Source organism: Streptomyces sp. NPDC021224 (assembly GCF_044332905.1).
Taxonomy (GTDB): Bacteria; Actinomycetota; Actinomycetes; order Streptomycetales; family Streptomycetaceae; genus Actinacidiphila.
The window spans coordinates 37,106-52,803 of sequence record NZ_JBIRPW010000007.1 but is presented as its reverse complement, the minus strand read 5'-3'; the positions used below and the strand labels follow the sequence as shown (position 1 = coordinate 52,803).

Annotated in this window: 12 protein-coding genes; 7 read left to right on the top strand and 5 right to left on the bottom strand. The window is 74.4% G+C overall.

Annotated features, from left to right (window positions below; all coding sequences use genetic code 11):
• Positions 1–404 precede the first annotated feature (404 nt).
• A complete protein-coding gene (locus ACH4PY_RS18995; protein ID WP_398183604.1) occupies positions 405–1,211 on the top strand; it encodes an IclR family transcriptional regulator in 807 nt (268 codons plus the stop codon).
• Here ACH4PY_RS18995 and ACH4PY_RS18990 read toward each other — a convergent pair.
• The 4 genes from ACH4PY_RS18990 to ACH4PY_RS18975 all read right to left on the bottom strand — a co-directional run bounded on the left by ACH4PY_RS18990 (position 1,208) and on the right by ACH4PY_RS18975 (position 4,433).
• Positions 1,208–1,729 (bottom strand): cupin domain-containing protein, encoded by a 522-nt coding sequence (locus ACH4PY_RS18990; protein ID WP_398183601.1) that lies wholly within the window; start codon positions 1,727–1,729, stop codon positions 1,208–1,210. The two genes, ACH4PY_RS18995 and ACH4PY_RS18990, sit on opposite strands and share 4 nt — an antisense overlap.
• Positions 1,726–2,520, bottom strand: coding sequence for an amino acid ABC transporter ATP-binding protein (locus ACH4PY_RS18985; protein ID WP_398183598.1), 795 nt, complete (start codon positions 2,518–2,520; stop codon positions 1,726–1,728). The genes ACH4PY_RS18990 and ACH4PY_RS18985 overlap by 4 nt, the downstream gene beginning before the upstream one ends.
• Positions 2,517–3,404 carry an amino acid ABC transporter permease gene (locus tag ACH4PY_RS18980; RefSeq protein ID WP_398183596.1) on the bottom strand — a complete coding sequence of 296 codons (888 nt, stop codon included), beginning with the start codon at positions 3,402–3,404 and terminating at the stop codon, positions 2,517–2,519. Before ACH4PY_RS18980 ends, ACH4PY_RS18985 begins: the two co-directional genes overlap by 4 nt.
• Before the next feature lie 99 nt (positions 3,405–3,503).
• Complete coding sequence (locus ACH4PY_RS18975; RefSeq protein ID WP_398183593.1) at positions 3,504–4,433, bottom strand: ABC transporter substrate-binding protein; 930 nt, start codon at positions 4,431–4,433, stop codon at positions 3,504–3,506.
• Between the two features lie 331 nt (positions 4,434–4,764).
• Between ACH4PY_RS18975 and ACH4PY_RS18970 the strand changes: the two genes are divergently transcribed.
• Positions 4,765–5,625 (top strand): NmrA family NAD(P)-binding protein, encoded by an 861-nt coding sequence (locus ACH4PY_RS18970; RefSeq protein ID WP_398183591.1) that lies wholly within the window; start codon positions 4,765–4,767, stop codon positions 5,623–5,625.
• Between the two features lie 37 nt (positions 5,626–5,662).
• On the opposite strand, the gene ACH4PY_RS18965 is transcribed toward ACH4PY_RS18970, so the two are convergent.
• Positions 5,663–6,622, bottom strand: a complete 960-nt coding sequence (locus ACH4PY_RS18965; protein WP_398183588.1) for a LacI family DNA-binding transcriptional regulator — start codon at positions 6,620–6,622, stop codon at positions 5,663–5,665.
• A gap of 184 nt (positions 6,623–6,806) precedes the next feature.
• On the opposite strand from ACH4PY_RS18965, the gene ACH4PY_RS18960 reads away from it, so the two are divergent.
• The 5 genes from ACH4PY_RS18960 to ACH4PY_RS18940 form a co-directional block, all read left to right on the top strand.
• On the top strand, positions 6,807–7,733 hold the full coding sequence (locus ACH4PY_RS18960) for a PfkB family carbohydrate kinase (protein WP_398183585.1): 927 nt from the start codon (positions 6,807–6,809) through the stop codon (positions 7,731–7,733).
• A 33-nt stretch (positions 7,734–7,766) separates the two neighbouring features.
• The gene (locus ACH4PY_RS18955) at positions 7,767–9,326 is read left to right on the top strand and encodes a purine-cytosine permease family protein (protein ID WP_398183582.1); all 1,560 of its coding nucleotides are present in this window, start codon (positions 7,767–7,769) and stop codon (positions 9,324–9,326) included.
• A gap of 58 nt (positions 9,327–9,384) precedes the next feature.
• Positions 9,385–12,153 carry a hypothetical protein gene (locus ACH4PY_RS18950; RefSeq protein WP_398183579.1) on the top strand — a complete coding sequence of 923 codons (2,769 nt, stop codon included), beginning with the start codon at positions 9,385–9,387 and terminating at the stop codon, positions 12,151–12,153.
• A gap of 34 nt (positions 12,154–12,187) precedes the next feature.
• Entirely contained in the window at positions 12,188–12,631 is a 444-nt protein-coding gene (locus ACH4PY_RS18945; RefSeq protein ID WP_398183576.1) for an RbsD/FucU family protein, read from the top strand.
• A 168-nt stretch (positions 12,632–12,799) separates the two neighbouring features.
• Positions 12,800–15,698, top strand: a 2,899-nt coding sequence (locus ACH4PY_RS18940; RefSeq protein WP_398183572.1) for an FG-GAP repeat domain-containing protein, incomplete at its 3' end; no start/stop codon positions are given.

The following is a 15,698-nucleotide window of genomic DNA, read 5'->3' as shown; positions in this document are numbered from 1 at the left end:
AGCGGCGGGACGGGGGAGGCGGCAGGACGGGAGAGGGCGGGCGCGGCGGAACCGGCGCGGCGGGGCGCGGTTCACCACCACGCGAGAAGGTCGTACGGGCGGCTGTGCGACGGGCCGTCAGCGACAGGCGGTGCCGCGGGACCTGCCGAGGTCCAGGTACAGCCGCGCGGCCAGCAGCGGGCGGAACGGGCTGAGCAGGCCCGGCGTCGTCGTCACGGGTGCTCTCCCTTCCGGTGCGGTGTGTGGCGTGCGGTCTGCAACGGAGGCTGGCACACGTCCTCGGCCCGAAGCAATCTTTCCCACCATGTGGCATGCGCTTTGCCGGGCAGTGTTCACACGGCGGAACACGGCGCAATGCTCCCGCAACATTTGCCAGATCGTGGCAGCCTGACCATGCTTGGGGCATGACGACGGATGCGCGCACCCACGTCGCCGGCGCGCCGCCGGGAGCGCAGGCGGTCACCCGCGCGCTGCGCCTGCTGCACTGTTTCCGCGACAACGCGGGGGAGCTGAGCGCGTCCCAGCTCGCCCGCCGCATGGAACTGTCGGTGTCCACCGCCCACCGGCTGGCCCGCACCCTGGTCGCGGCAGGCTTCCTGGAGCAGGACGAGGACAGCGCCCGCTACCGGCTCGGCCCCTCCGTCGCGGAACTGGGCCGCCTCTCGCTGCACCAGCGCGGCATGCACCGGGCCGGGCCCGAACTGGACGCGCTGGCACGGACCACCGGCACCACCGCCGACCTGGCCATCCGCAGCGGCGCCCACGCGGTGATCCTCGCCGGGGGCTCGGTGCACGCCGCCGCCGGACTCGGCCTGCGCCGCCCGCTGCACTCCACGGCACTCGGCAAGGTGCTGCTGGCCTGGGCCCGTCCGGGCGACCCGGACCTCGACACGCTGCTGCCCCTGCACGCGCACACCGACCGTACGATCACCACCCCGGCCGAGCTGCGCGCCGAGCTGGAACGCGTGAGGGCCGCCGGACACGCCCTGAACGACGGCGAGTCCGCCTACGGGGTGCGCACCGCCGCCGTCCCGGTGCTGGACGCCTCCGGCCACGCGCACGCGGCCGTCGCCGTCCGGGCCACGCCCGACGTCATCACCGACGAGCGGCTCGGCTGGTTCGTCGCCCGCGCCGCCGCCTGCGCCCGCGCCCTGGAGGTCCTGCTGCTGCCCCCGTCGCGGCGCCACCAGGGCCCGGACGCGGTCGGCTAGGGGGCTTCACGCGGCGGCTCGCCGGGGGGCAGCGCGTACAGACCGGGGAGGTTGACCACCACGGCCTCCTGGGTGCTGCGGGCGATGACGACCACGGCCTCCGTCTCCGGGTCGGGGTTCTCCTCGCGGTGCGGGACGAACGGCGGCACGAAGACGTAGTCGCCGGGGGAGGTGCGCAGGCGTACCTCTTCGGGCGCGCCGCCGGAGGAGTCGAGGAAGACGAACTCGGGGTGCCCGCTGACGACGTAGATGGCCGTCTCGGACGCGCCGTGGTGGTGGTCGGAGGAGGAGGTGGCGGGCGACACCCGGGTCTGGCCCATCCACAGCTTCTCCGAGCCCACCGTCCGGCCGCTGATCGCGGCGAACCGGCGCATCCCGCCCGTCTGCGCGGTGTCGCCGTCCAGCGCGTCGGCCCGGACGTGGTGCAGGCGGGCGCGCTGCTCGGCGGCGGGGGACGGCGCCGCGTCGGGCAGATGCGGGTGGAAGCCCTCCCCGGCGGCGGACCGCTGCTCGCTCACAGGCGTCCCGCCTCGGTCAGCCGGCGCAGGAAGTCCCGGGTGCGCTGCTCGGCCGGTGCGCCGAACACCCGCTCCGGGGTGCCGCGTTCGCACACGACCCCGGCGTCCAGGAAGCACACCTGGTCGGCGACGTCGCGGGCGAAAGCCATCTCGTGGGTGGCGATCACCATCGTCATGCCCTCCTCCTTCAGGTCCCTGATGACCGCGAGGACCTCGCCCACCAGTTCGGGGTCGAGGGCCGCGGTGATCTCGTCGAGCAGCAGCAGCCGGGGTCTGGTCGCGACGGCCCTCGCGATGGCCACCCGCTGCTGCTGGCCGCCGCTGAGCCGGTCGGGGTACTCGCCCGCGCGGTCGGCCAGCCCCAGCCGGTCCAGCAGGTCGAGCGCCTCGGCCCGGGCGCGGTCGCGGGGCACCCCGTGCACCCGGCGCGGCGCCAGCGTGATGTTGTCGAGCACCGTCATGTGCGGGAAGAGGTTGTAGGCCTGGAAGACGACACCGATCCGGCGGCGCACCGCGTCCTGGTCGGTGCGCGGGTCGGTGATCTCCTGCCCGTCCAGGAAGATCGCCCCGTCGTCCACCTCCTCCAGCAGGTTCGCGCAGCGCAGCAGCGTGGACTTGCCCGACCCCGAGGCGCCGATCAGCGCGGTCACGGAGTGCGCGGGCACCTCCAGCGCCACGTCGCGCAGCACGACCGCCCGGCCGTACGTCTTGCGCACCGCCTCCAGCCGCAGCACCGGCTCGTCCGACAGCAGCGGACCCGCGGCCTCCTTGGCCGACGCGTCGGCGGTCATGCGTTCCCTCCCTGTGCCTGGCGCCCGTTCATCCGGGCCGCGACCCAGTCGGTGAACCGCGTCATGGGGATGGTGACGGCCACGAAGACCAGCCCGGCGACGACGTAGGGGGTGTAGTTGAAGTCCCGGCTGGCCATGATCTGCGCGGCGTAGACGGCGTCGACCGCGCCGCCGATCGACACCAGCCCGGTGTCCTTCTGCAGCGAGACCAGGTCGTTGAGCAGCGGCGGCACCACCCTGCGCACGGCCTGCGGCAGCACCACGTACCGCATGGTCTGGGCGCTGCTCAGGCCGAGCGAGCGGGCGGCGGCGCGCTGGCTGGGGTGGACCGACTCGATGCCCGCCCGGAACACCTCGGCCACGTAGGCGCTGTACGTCAGGCACAGCGCGAACCCGCCGAGCAGCACCGGGTCGTTGGTGACACCGCTCAGCCGCAGCGCCGGGATCCCGAAGACGCAGACCAGGATGCAGATGATGAGCGGCATCCCGCGGAAGAAGTCCACATACGCGGTGGCGAGCGCGCGCAGCGGGAAGTAGACCGGGCCGCGCAGGGTGCGCAGCACCGCGATCAGCAGTCCCGCGACGAGCACCACGGCCCCGCACACCGCCAGCAGCCGCAGGTTGAGCCACAGCCCGTCGAGCACCTGGGGCAGCGCGGCGCGGACGTGGTGGGCGTCGAAGAAGGTCTCCCTGGTGCGCTGCCAGCCGGGCGACTGGACCACCAGCGTGACCAGGACGGCCGCGGTGACCAGCGAGCTGACCGCGGCCACCGCGAAGGCCCGGCGGGTCGCGGCCCGCCGGTACCGCTCCCGGGCGAGCCGCCGCGCGGAGGGCCGGTACCCGCCGTCGGGCAGGCCGGGCGCGGCCTCGTCCCGGACCGTCATCGCGACACCGCCGTGCCGGGACCGCGCCGCGCGTGCCCGGCGCTGCGATCGGCGCCCCCGCACGTCACCGCCACGTCAGGAACCCCCGCTCCGCTGCCGTCACCTGAGCACCGGTGCGTCGACCGCGTCCGTCAGCCACTGCTTCTCCAGCCCGGCGAGCGTGCCGTCGGAGCGCAGTTGTGTCACGGCCGCCGACACGCACGGCGTGAGCTTGCTGCCCTTGTCCAGGACCAGTCCGAACTGTTCGGACGGGCCGCCCGCCGAGTCGAACTGCCCGACCACCTTCGCGTCCTGCACCTGCGCGCCGGTGATGTAGAAGGCGGTCGGAAGGTCCACGACGATGCCGTCCACCTGGCCGTTCTTGAGGGCGGCCACGGCGAGGTCGTTGCGCTGGAAGACCGCGGGCTGCTTGGCCGGCTTCACGACGCCGGTGATGGTGTCGAGGCTCGTCGTGCCGACCTGCGCGCCGAGCTTGGCCTGCTTCAGGTCGGCCAGCGTGGTCGCGCCGGCGATCGGGGAGCCCTTGCGGGCGACGACGGCCTGCCGGACGTCGTAGTAGCCGGGGGAGAAGTCGACCGTCTTCTTCCGCTCGTCGCTGATGGACACCTGGTTGATGTCGAAGTCGAAGTTCTTCGCCCCGGGGGAGAAGGCGGAGTTGAACGGCACCTTCTGCCACACCACCTGGCCGGGCCCGAAGCCGAGCCGCTGGGCGACGGCGTAGGCCACCGCGGACTCGTACCCCTTGCCGTTGGCGGGTTTGTCGTCGGAGAACCACGGTTCGTACGCCGGGTTGTCGGTGCCCACGGTGAGCTTGCCCGCGGTGCGGGTGGGCAGCGAGGCGGCGGCGCAGGAGGAGGTGGTGGCCGCCGCCGTGGCGGACGCGCCGCCCGCGGAGGCCGACGGGGCGCCGGAGGAGGTGTCGCTCTGCGGGGAGCAGCCGGTCAGTGCCGCGGTCAGGGCCGTGCCGAGGAACAGGACGGCGGCGGCGAGGACCGGACGGCTCGGGGAGGGCGGGTGCGCGGGACTCATGGCCGGACCCTGGCACCGCGACGGCGCAACTGTCCACGCGATTGCGCCGGTTGTCCGGATGGCGGACGTTTGTGTCCGGGGTGTTTCGTGTCCGGTCGCCCGGCGGCGTCCGCCGATCACGGCGGCGGGCCGGCGGGGCGGACCGGGCGCGCGTGCGCCGTCCCGCCCGTCGTGCCGCCGCCGGATCCATCGCGTCCGGCGATCGATGCGATGACGAGCATGTGTTGGACTCATCGATCACCGCCGGACGAGACTGCTCGTGCGACGACCGGCCCGTCCCCGTCGCGCCCCCGCCCCAACTCATGACCCGTCACCCGTCGGAGGTTCCCGCATGCCCGCCACGAAGACCGTTCTGGTCACCGGTGCGACCGGAAAGCAGGGCGGTGCGGTGGCCCGCAGGCTGCTCGGCTCCGGCTGGGCGGTACGCGCGCTCGTCCGGGACGCCGCCCGGCCCGCGGCCGCCGAACTCGCCTCGCTGGGCGCGGAACTGGCCGTCGGCGACCTCGACGTCCCCGCGTCGCTGGAGGCCGCCGCGCGGGGCGCGCACGGCGTGTTCGCCCCGCAGCCCGGCGACCTGCCCGACCCGGACCCGGCGCGCAACGTGCGCCGGGGCCGCGCCCTGGTGGACGCGGTGGCGGCCGCGGGCGTCGCCCACCTGGTCTACAGCACCGCCGCCCCGGTCGGCCGCGGGTCGGGCGTCGGGCACTTCGAGGCGATGGCGGAGGTCGAGGCGCACCTGGGCGCCCGCGGGGTGCCCGCGACCGTCCTGCGGCCGGTGTTCTTCATGGAGAACTGGTCCTACCTGATGCAGGAGGCGCGGGACGGCGAACGCAGGGGCGCGGTCGCGCTGGACGCCGGCACCCCGCTCCAGATGATCGCCGTCGCCGACATCGCCCGGATCGCCGCGGACTGCTTCGAGCACCCGGAGGAGTTCACCGGCGCCGTACTGGAGATCGCCGGGGACGAGCTGACGGTACGGCAGGTCGCCGACGCCTTCACCGCGGCCGACGGCGTACCGGCCCGCATCGCCCGCACCCCGCTCGGCGAACTGCGCGAGCAGGCCCCGTACCTGGTGGACTTCTACGCGTGGCTGAACGGCGCGGGCTACGGGGCGGACGTCGCCGCGCTGCGCGGGCGGTGGCCGGACCTGCTGACCTTCCGGGCGTGGCTCGACCGGCGGGCCGTGGGCTGACGGGGCGGCGGGACCCGCGCCTGCCCGGGGCGGGGGTTCAGCCCGTGGAGCCGCGCACCACCAGCTCGGGGGCCAGCACGATGTCGTCCCGGCCGCCTTCGAGGAGCGTCAGGGAGGCCTCGACCATGGCGTCCGCGACCGAGCCGAGCGTGGTCAGCCCCGGCGCCGCTGTTTCCGAGAGGAAGGTGCCGTCGAAGGTCGCGATGGCGTAGTCGTCCGGTATCCGCCGGCCCGCGTGCTGCAGCGCGGTGAGCAGGCCGACCGCGACGACGTCGGCGGTGCAGATGACCGCGTCCGTCCCGCGTGGGTCGGCGAGCAGATGCCCGGCCGCCTCGATGCCGCTGGCGACCGTGAAGCTCGGCATCTCCAGCACGCGGTCGCCCGGCCCGGCCAGGGCGCGGAAGGCCGCGGTGCGCTCGATGCTGGAGGACGAGTCCTCCTGGGCGTCGACCAGCAGGATGCGCCGCCGCCCGCGCGAGCGCAGATGCTCGACCAGGAGGCGCACGCCCGCGGCGTTGTCGAGCCGCACCGAGGGGGCGTCGACACCGCGCGCCCGGCGGTCGACCTGGACCACCCGGCCGGACCGGGCGAGCTCGGCTATCGCCGCGCCGCTGCGCTCGTAGGCCGCGGGGACGACCAGGACGGCGTCGACGAGCACCCGGTCCATGCCGCCGAGCTGGCGGCGCTCGATCTCCGGGCTCTCGTCGGTGTCGATGGTCACCAGGCGCTTGCCCAGGTGGCCGAGGCGGCGCGAGTAGGCCGAGACCAGCTCGGCGAAATACGCGTTGGCGATCGCGGGCACGACCAGCGCGACGGCGTCCATCGACTGCACCCGCAGCGCCCGGGCGGCCGCGTTGACCTTGTAGCCCAGCGCCTCGCACGCGGTGCGCACACGTTCGGCCAGCTCGGGATCGACGTTGCGCTGCACACCGGAGAGCACCCGGCTCGCGGTCGTGACCGAGACCCCGGCGCGCGCGGCCACGTCCTTCAAGCTCACGCGTGCGCCCATCCCGATCCCCTCCGCCTCCGGCGCGGCCGATGCTAGCAGGGCGCCTTCCGGCCGACCGTTGACGAGGAGGAAGGCCCCGTGCTTTCCTTTGGAAATGCATTTCCCAGAGGAGAATCTACCGCAAACACCTCCAGACCGCCGTGCGGACCGGCGTCCCGCGGGCGGCGGGGAAGTGCTCGTCGTCGGTTCCGTCAACCTCGACCTCGGCTACCGGCTCGACCGCCTGCCGCGCGACGGGGAGACGGTCAGCGCGCGCGGCCGCTTCCAGGCGGGCGGCGGCAAGGGCGCCAACCAGGCGCTCGCCGCCCGGCGCCTCGGCGCCGCGGTGTCGCTGCTCGCCAGCGTCGGGCACGACGCCGGACCGGCGCTCGCCGACCTCGCGGCCGCCGGTGTGGACCTCACCCGCGTCCTGCGGCACGAGGACACCGCCACCGGGTCCGCGGTGCTGCTCGTCGGCCCGGAGGACAACTGCATCGTGGTCGACTCGGGCGCCAACGACCTGCTGCGGCCCGACCACGTCCGCGCCCTCGCGGCGTCCGCGCCGCCGCCCGCCGTGGTGGTCACCAACCACGAGGTGCCCGCCCCTGTGGTGGAGGCCGCGCTGCGCGCCTACGCCGGGCAGGCGCGCGTCCTGCTCAACCCGTCACCCGCGCGTGAGCTCGGCCGCGAGCTGCTCGCGCTCGTCGACGTCCTGGTGCTCAACGCCGGTGAGCTCGCCGACCTGCTCGGCGCCGGACCGGTCCTGGCCACCCCCGAGGCGGTCGCGGCCGTGCTCGGGCAGGGCGGGCTCGGTGACTGCGTCGTCACCCTGGGCAGCGGCGGCGCCGTCGTCTCCGAAAGCGGCATCCTTGCCCATGTGCCCGCGTTCCGTGTCGAGGCGGTGGACACGGTCGGCGCGGGCGACGCCTTCCTCGGCGCGCTCGCCGCCGGTCTCGCCGCCGGGAGCACCCTCGGCGCGGCAGCGGTACGGGCCTGCGCCGCGGCCGCGCTCGCGGTGACCGCGCCCGGCGCCCGCGGGGCCCTGCTGAGCCCGGAGGCCGTCGACGCCCTCGTGGCCCGCGAACCGGCGGCCGCCACCACCCCGGCCACCACCCCCTGACCTTCACCAGTCCCCACCGAAAGGCGCACGTCCATGAGCAATGCGGCTCAGCAGGGACGACGAGGCACCACCGTCGAGACCAACGGCGTCAACCCCGTTCCCGACGGCGAACGGCGCGGAAGGGCCAGCGGCCTGTTCGCCGTGTGGTTCGCCTGGAACATATCGATCCTCGCCGTCAGCTACGGCATCTTCGTCTTCGGTCTCGGCCTGAACGTCTGGCAGACGATCGTGGCGGGCACCATCGGGTACCTCGCCTCGGCCGCCCTCGTCGGCATCCTCGCGGTCGGCGGGCCGCGCACCGGCCTGCCGACCCTCACCCAGACGCGCTTCGCCTTCGGCACCAAGGGCAACCGGATCCCCGCGTTCTTCGCCTACCTGTCCAACATGGGCTGGAAGGTGACGATCATCACCCTGGCCTCCAGCACCGGCGCCCACCTGTTCGCGAAGCTCTGGCCGTCCGCGTTCGCGAGAGCCGACGGTTCGAGCACCACCCCGGCGCTCGCGCTGTGGTTCGTGGCCGTGCTCGCGGTGACGATGACGGTCGCCGTGCTCGGGCACCAGCTGATCATGAGGATCGAGGTGTGGATCTCCTGGCTGACCGGCGTCATGACGGTGGCGTTCCTCGCCTTCGTGCTGCCGAAGGTCCAGTGGTCGCACCTCGGCGACCCGCACGCGGGCGGCCCGCTGGAATTCGTCGGCGGCATCATCATGGCGATGACGCTCGTCGGCCTGGGCTTCCTCAACTACGGCGGCGACTTCGCCCGCTACCTCCCGCGCACGACCAGGGCGCGCGGTGTGATCGGATGGACGGTCGCGGGGCTGAGCGCACCAGTCGTCGTGATGCTCGTCGTCGGGGCGCTGCTCGTGGGCGGCGACCCGGAGCTGGGCGGCGCCGCGGCCTCCGACCCGGTCGGGGCGCTGACCGCGCTGCTGCCGATGTGGTTCTTCGTCCCCTTCTCCGTCGTCATCGTCATCTCGCTCGTCTCCGCGGCCATCACCGGCATGTACAGCTCGGGCCTGGCGCTCATGGCGGTCGGGGTCCCGCTGCGCCGCGCCGCGACGACCGGGATCAACGCCACGATCATCGCGGCCGGGGCGTTCTACCTGGAATTCGTCTCCACCTCCTTCCTCGCGACCTTCCAGTCGTTCCTGTCGCTCATCGCCGTGATGATGGGGTCGATGGGCGCGATCCAGCTGGTCGACTTCGTCCGGCAGCGCCGCCTGGGCTGGAACACCGACATGGCCAACGGCCGCGGCTTCGGCGGGCGGGACGGGCGGTGGACGGCGATCGTGAGCCTGGTCGTCGCCACGGTCCTGGGCCTCGGCCTGGTCACCAGCTCCGACAAGAACTTCGCGAAGATCACCGGCTTCCTGCTCACCTCCGGCGCCCAGCACGGCGTGTTCGGCGCGAGCGGGCTCGGCATCGTCATCGCCATGGCCATCGCGGGCGCGCTCTACGCCGTGCTCACCTTCGGGCTCCGGCTCGACCCGAAGCCCGACTACTCGCTCGTGACCGGGAGGGACGCCGGCGGCCCGGTGGTCCCGTCCCCCGGTGCGCCCGGCCGTGCCGCGGCCGACGCGACCGACCGCTGACCGACCCGGTGGCGGCGGGGCCGCAGCGCCCCGCCGCCACCCGAGGAGCTGACATCCGTTGCCCGCACACAGCACCGCGCAGGAGCGCTTCCGCGACCCCGACCCGTGGCACTCACCCGCGACGTACTGGTTCTGGCACCACCTGCCCGACCGGGACACGATCCGCACCCAGGTGCGGCAGATGCACGACGCCGGGATCCGCGGCTTCCAGGTGCAGGCGCGCCTGTCCTACCCGATCGAGGGCTACCTCGACGAGGACTACCTCGCCGCCTGCCGCTGCGCCGTCGAGGAGGCCGCGCGGTACGGCATGGTCGTCGGCGTCTACGACGACTACAACTGGCAGACCGGCCACGCCGGCGGCCGCGCGGTGGCCGGGCACGACGAACTGCGCGAGCGGCACCTGTTCTGGGTGCGGATCGGCCCCGGGGAGAGCGAGGGGACGCTCCGGGGGATCCGCTCGGCGACCGAGGACCTGGGCCCGGCCGCGATGCGATGGCACTACGAGGGCGGCGCGGTCGCCTGGGCCGACTGGCGGACCGAGTACGTCCTCGTCCGCCGCGGGCCGGGCGGCCCGGTCGCCGAGCGGCCGGACGCCGTCGAGCGCGTGCGCGGCGCCGCCGACGGGTGCCGCGTCCACCTCACCGGGCCGGTGGCCGAAGGGGACGAGACGATCGTCCTGGTCTCGGCCCGGTGCGCCACCTCACGGCTGGTCAACCCCATGGACCCGGCCGCCGTCGACCGCTTCGTGGAGGCCGGCTACCAGCCGTTCGCCGACGCCCTCGGCGATTTCTTCGGCAGCACCGTCGCCTACATGTTCTTCGACCAGCCGCACGCCGTGTACTACGACTGGGAGGGCCGCACCGGCGACCTGCGCTCGGCGATGCCCTTCCACGCCCGGCTGGCCGCCTCGGTCCGCGAGCGCTGGGGAGCGCGCACCCCCGAAGTGCTCGCCGCCGTCCTGGACGGTGAGGAACCGGAGCAGCTGAGCCTGCGCGCCCAGTTCTACGAGCACTTCAGCGCGTACGCGACGCGGACCTTCCTCGGCCGGCTGCGGGACTGGAGCCACGCCCACGGCCTGCTCCAGTCCGGCCACGAGGTCCTCGGGCACGTCGGCGGCTGGCGGCTGGACACCGCGTTCGCCCACTGGGACCTGCGGGTGAACTTCGGCCTCGACCACTTCGGCGTCGACGCCTACCGAGACCTGACGGCGGTGGACGCCCAGGACGCCGTCGCGCAGCTCAGCCCGGTCCTCGGCGACTCGGTCGCCCGCCACCACGGCCGCAGCGGCACCATGGTCGAGCAGTACTTCCTCACCCCGCCCGAGGGCGGCGCCCCGTGGTCCGGCCACTGGGGACTGGGCCTGGAGGAGCTGCGCACCACCGCGATCACCCACCACCTGCACGGCATGCGGCAGATGATCTTCCACGGCTTCTACCAGACCCATGGCCACGGCGCGGACCACGAATCGCTGGCCAACCCCCGCTTCGACTTCCCCCCGGGGATCAACTTCGAGCCCTGGTTCCCCGACCACCACGCGCGCTTCGCGGCCGAGAGCGCGCGGCTGAGCGAATTCCTGGAGCCGGTGGCGCCGAGGGCCGACGTCGCCGTCCTCTACCCGCTGCGCACCCTGTGGACCGAAGGACAGCTCGGTCCGCAGGCCCGGGTGACGGGCGACTGGGCCCGCGCGCTCACCGAGGCCGGGGTCGGCTTCCACCTCGTCGACGAGCGCGACATCGCGGACGCCGCGCTGACGGAGGGCGCGGTCCTCTTCGGCGGGCGCCGCTACCGGACCCTCGTACTCCCCTCCGTGACCACCCTGCGCTCGGCCGAGGTGCTGCGCCGGATCCGCGGCATGGCCGAGGCGGGCGTACGGGTGATCGCCGCCGGGGCCACACCGGCCGTCTACCAGGAGGGACCCCAGACCGCCGCGGCGGACTGGGCCGCGCTGGCGCCGTCGGTGGAGACCCGCGCGGCGGTCCCCGGCGCGGACGCGCTGCGCGCCCTCGTCCCGTACGACCCGGTGGTGCCCGACGTGCGCACGGCGGACGGCTCGGCGGTGCGCTGGCGCGGAGGCCCGGAAACCTCCGGCGTCCAGCGGGAGCCCGCGGGCCCGCGGTCCTCCGGCGCCTTCCGGTTCGCCTTCTTCGCCGGTCCGGGGGCCGGTGCCGAGTCGGCGGTGGAGGTGCGGCTGCCCGCGGGAGCCTGGCACGTCGAGGAGTGGACGGCCGACGACGGCTCGGTGCGCGACCTGGGAACGGCCGAGGGCGAAATCGCCTGGCGGCTGGAGCCCAACGCCCTGCGCCTGCTGCGCGTGCGCCCCGCCGGGCAGGCCGTGCCCGCCGTGCCCGCCGCGCCGGAGGCCCGTGACGCCTGGTCCGCCCCGCAGGAGCTCGCCTCCGGGTGGTTCCTGGAGATCCCGGACGACGCCCACGAGGAGGCGGGCACCCGCCGCCCGATCGCCGTCACGCACGGCTGGGAGGGCCAGGGCCTTCCGTCGTTCGCGGGCGCCGCCGACTACGTGCGGCAGCTCGTGCTCGACACGCCGGCCGAGCTGGAGCTGACCCTCCCGGCCGTGGCCGGAGGGGCGTCGCTGTCCGTCAACGGGACGGGCGCCGGCGACCGGGGCTGGTCCCCCTACCGGTTCACCGTCCCCGCCGGGTGCCTGCGGCCGGGCCCGAACGAACTGCGCCTCCGCCTCACCCCGTCGGCGGCCAACCGCTACTACGCCGGCACCGGCCTGCGCTCCGCCCCCGAGCCCTGCGGGCTGCTCGCGCCACCCGTGCTGCGCCGCCGGGCCCCGCGGCCCGCCCCCGGCGCCGACCACTGACCCGCCCGAACCCCACGACAGAAAGCCGCCGACCATGCTCAAGGGGATCGACCCGCTGCTCTCCCCGGACCTCCTGCACGCGCTCGCGCTGATGGGCCACGGGGACACGATCGCGCTCGTCGACCGGAACTTCCCCGCCCACTCCCTGAACGAGCGGGTGATCCGCCTCGACGGCACCGACGTCGTCTCGGCGGGCCGGGCCGTGCTCGGTCTCCTGCCGCTCGACACCTTCGTCCCCGAGCCGGTCGCGCGGATGCGGGTCGTCGGCGATCCCGGCAGCCGGCCGGCGGTGCAGACGGAGTTCCTCGCCGTCGTGGAGCAGGAGACGGGCAGGCCGGTGGCCGTCGAGGGGCTGGAACGCCAGGCGTTCTACGACCGGGCCCGCGCCGCCTTCGCCGTCGTCGTCACCGGCGAGGACCGGCCCTACGGCTGCTTCCTGCTGGTGAAGGGTGTCCTCCCGGAGTTCGCCCCGGAGTGACGCCGGCCGGCCCTCTCCTCGGGTGAGTTCTCGGGTGGGTTATTCACAGGCATGGAAAGTGTTGACCGAGTTCACACTCCACGTGCTAGAGTGGATCGCACACAATGGGGGCGTGGGTGGTGGTGTGAACCGCATCCGCCGCGCGCGCCGCGAGGGGGAGTGGTTCCTGTGAAACGCCATCAGCTCGTGCGCGCCGCCGTGGCGGTGACCGCGGTGTTCTCGCTGGGCGCGGGGAGCGCCTTGGCCGTCTGCGGACATGCCTACGCTGCCGGGGCGGCGGACGTCCGGATCCCGGCGGTCGACGCCACCGGGGATCCCGCCGTGTCGCTGGTCGCGACGGGCTTCGACGGGGAGCTGTTCCAGGTCGAGGGCACCGCCGGCTACCAGTGGACCGGCAACGCCAACGGCGCGACCAAGGCCGTGCCGGCGCTGGACGGCGTCCCGGTGTCGGCGATAACGGCCGGCTACGAGAGCAACAACCGGATCGGCTACTCCAGCGCCGACGCCGACGGCTCGACGCGGTTCACCCTGCTGACCGTCACCACAGGCACCCTGACGTCCTTCACCGTGCCGGCCGAGGACGCCCACCCCGTGCTGGGCGGCGGGGCGGCGCTGGCGACCAGGACGGCCGAGGACGGGTCGCGCGAGTACCGGATCGTCCGGCCCGTGGAGGGCACCTTGTCGGACATCCCGGTGCAACTGCCGGCCGGTGCGGTCGCCGACGAGGCTCCGGCGGTTCTGGCCGCCCTCGACATCAGCGCCGTGGTGCGCTGGCAGCAGGACGGCGCGGCGGCCTACGGCATCGTGAACGAGATCACCGGGAAGGTCCAGGTCCTCCCCGTGACGGGTGAGGCGAGCAGCTTCGCCCTCTCCGGCGACACGGTCAGCTGGTACACCGCGCAGGGCACCCCCGCGGTGCACATGATGGCGCTCGGGAGCACCACGGCCCCGCGCGTCGTCGCCGTCGCGCCGCGGCCCGGCGCCGAGGTGCGCGCTTTCACCGTCGGCACCCATGTGGTCTGGAACGACACGCCCGGCGGCCCGCTGCATGTGGAGCCGGCCGTTCCGGGCGAGTCCGCCCAGGACGTGCTGCCCGTGGCCGAGCAGGTGCTGCCCGGCCGTGACGGGCTGATCGTGGTGGGCCGCGACGCCTCCGGCGTCCGCGGCATCTACCAGGTCTTCACCGACGGCACCGGAACGGTCGTCACCTATGTACGGCACACCGTCCCGCAGCTCTACTACCGGGGAGAGGTGACGGGGCTGACGCTGGACCGGGGCACCGTCCGCGTGCAGAACACCGTCCACGGCGCGACGACCCTGCGCGGCGAGAGCGTCGGTCTCGGCCCGGAACCGCGGGCCGGCGCCGAGCTGCCGGTCCAGGACGTACCCGTGAGCGACCTCCCCGGCACGCCGGGCCGCTTCGCCGACGGCGGCGACGAGGGCGTGGCCCGCCTGGTCGTTGACCCCGCCACCTCGGCGGACGCCCTGGTCACCGCGGACGACCCGGCACCGGTCGCGCTGCCCGCCAGGGGCGGCCGGATCCTCGGCACCTCCCCGCGGTACGTGCTGTACCGGACCCCGGGCGACACGCCGCACGAGATCGTGGTGGACATCGCGCGGAACACCATCGTCCGCGACGACACGGCGGCCTCCGAGGTCCTGGACTACTCCACGCTGTGGACGGCCTCGTCCGGCACGCTGACCGCCACCGACCTGCGGACCGGCGCCCCGGCCGGCTCCCTGCCGACCGGCGCCGACTGCGCCCCCGACGACCTGCGCACCAACGGGCCGCTGCTGTACTGGAGCTGCTCCGCCGCGGGCCTCGCGGGAGTGATCGAGACGGCGACCGGCCGGACCTACCCGGCACCGTCCGGCGACGTCCTGCTCGGCGACGGCTTCCTGGCCGCGTACGACCCGGCGTCCGGCGCCATCCACGTGACCGCGCTGTCCGGCGGCACGAGCACCGCCCTCGACGACGTCACCGGCATGAAGAGGCCCGCCGCCGACACCGACACGCGCGGCCTGACCTGGACCGTCGATCCGACGTCCAACAAGCTCGCCTACGTCGACTCCGCCGACACCGTGCACGTGGTGCAGGCGTACCCGACCGCCGGGCCCGCCTCCCAGCTGACCTTCCCCGACCGGTCGGTGCCCGCCGCGTTCAGCGCGCTCGGGGCGGACGGCGGATGGCACCCGCGGTGGTGGGTCTCCAAGCCGGTCGCCACCTGGCAGCTGACGGTCACCAATGTGATGACGGGGGCCGAGGCCCGGTTCTACAGCGGCTCCGCCGTCACCCCCGCGGTGCGGTCGATCTCCGTCTCCTGGGACGGCCGGACGGGCGGCGGCCTCATACTCCCGAGCGGGACGTACCGCTACGAGCTGCTGGCGCAGGCCGCCGACGGCACCGGGCAGTCCGCCTCCGACCGGGGCACCGTGACCATGACCGCCAACGACGCCGCCCCCGGCGCCCTGCTCGGCCGGGACACCTCGGGCACGCTGTGGCAGTACCGCACCACGGGGAAGGCCGCGGCGCCCTACCTGGCGAGGACCGAGATCGCCGGCGCCTGGGACCGGTACACCGCACTGACGTCCCTGTCCGGCCAGCGCAGCGACGCGAGCGGCGACCTCGTGGCGCGCGACGCGAACGGCGTCCTCTGGTACTACCCCGCCACCGGTGACTCCACGGCCCCGCTGGGCACCCGCCAGGAGGTCGGCGGCGGCTGGAACACCTACCAGGAGCTGGAGGGCGCGGGCGACGTGACCGGGGACGGCCTCGCCGACCTCGTGGCGCGCGACGCGTCGGGGACGCTGTGGCTGTACGCGGGTACGGGGAGCGCCGCGGCGCCGTTCGCCGCCCGCACGAAGGTCGGCAGCGGGTGGGGTGCTTACACCGCTCTGGTCGGGACGAACGACGTGACGGGTGACGGCCGGTCGGACCTGGTGGCGCGGGATGCGTCGGGGACGTTGTGGCTGTACGCGGGTACGGGGAGCGCCGCGGCGCCGTTCGCCGCCCGCACGAAGGTCGGCAGCGGGTGGGGTGCTTACACCGCTCTGGTCGGGACGAACG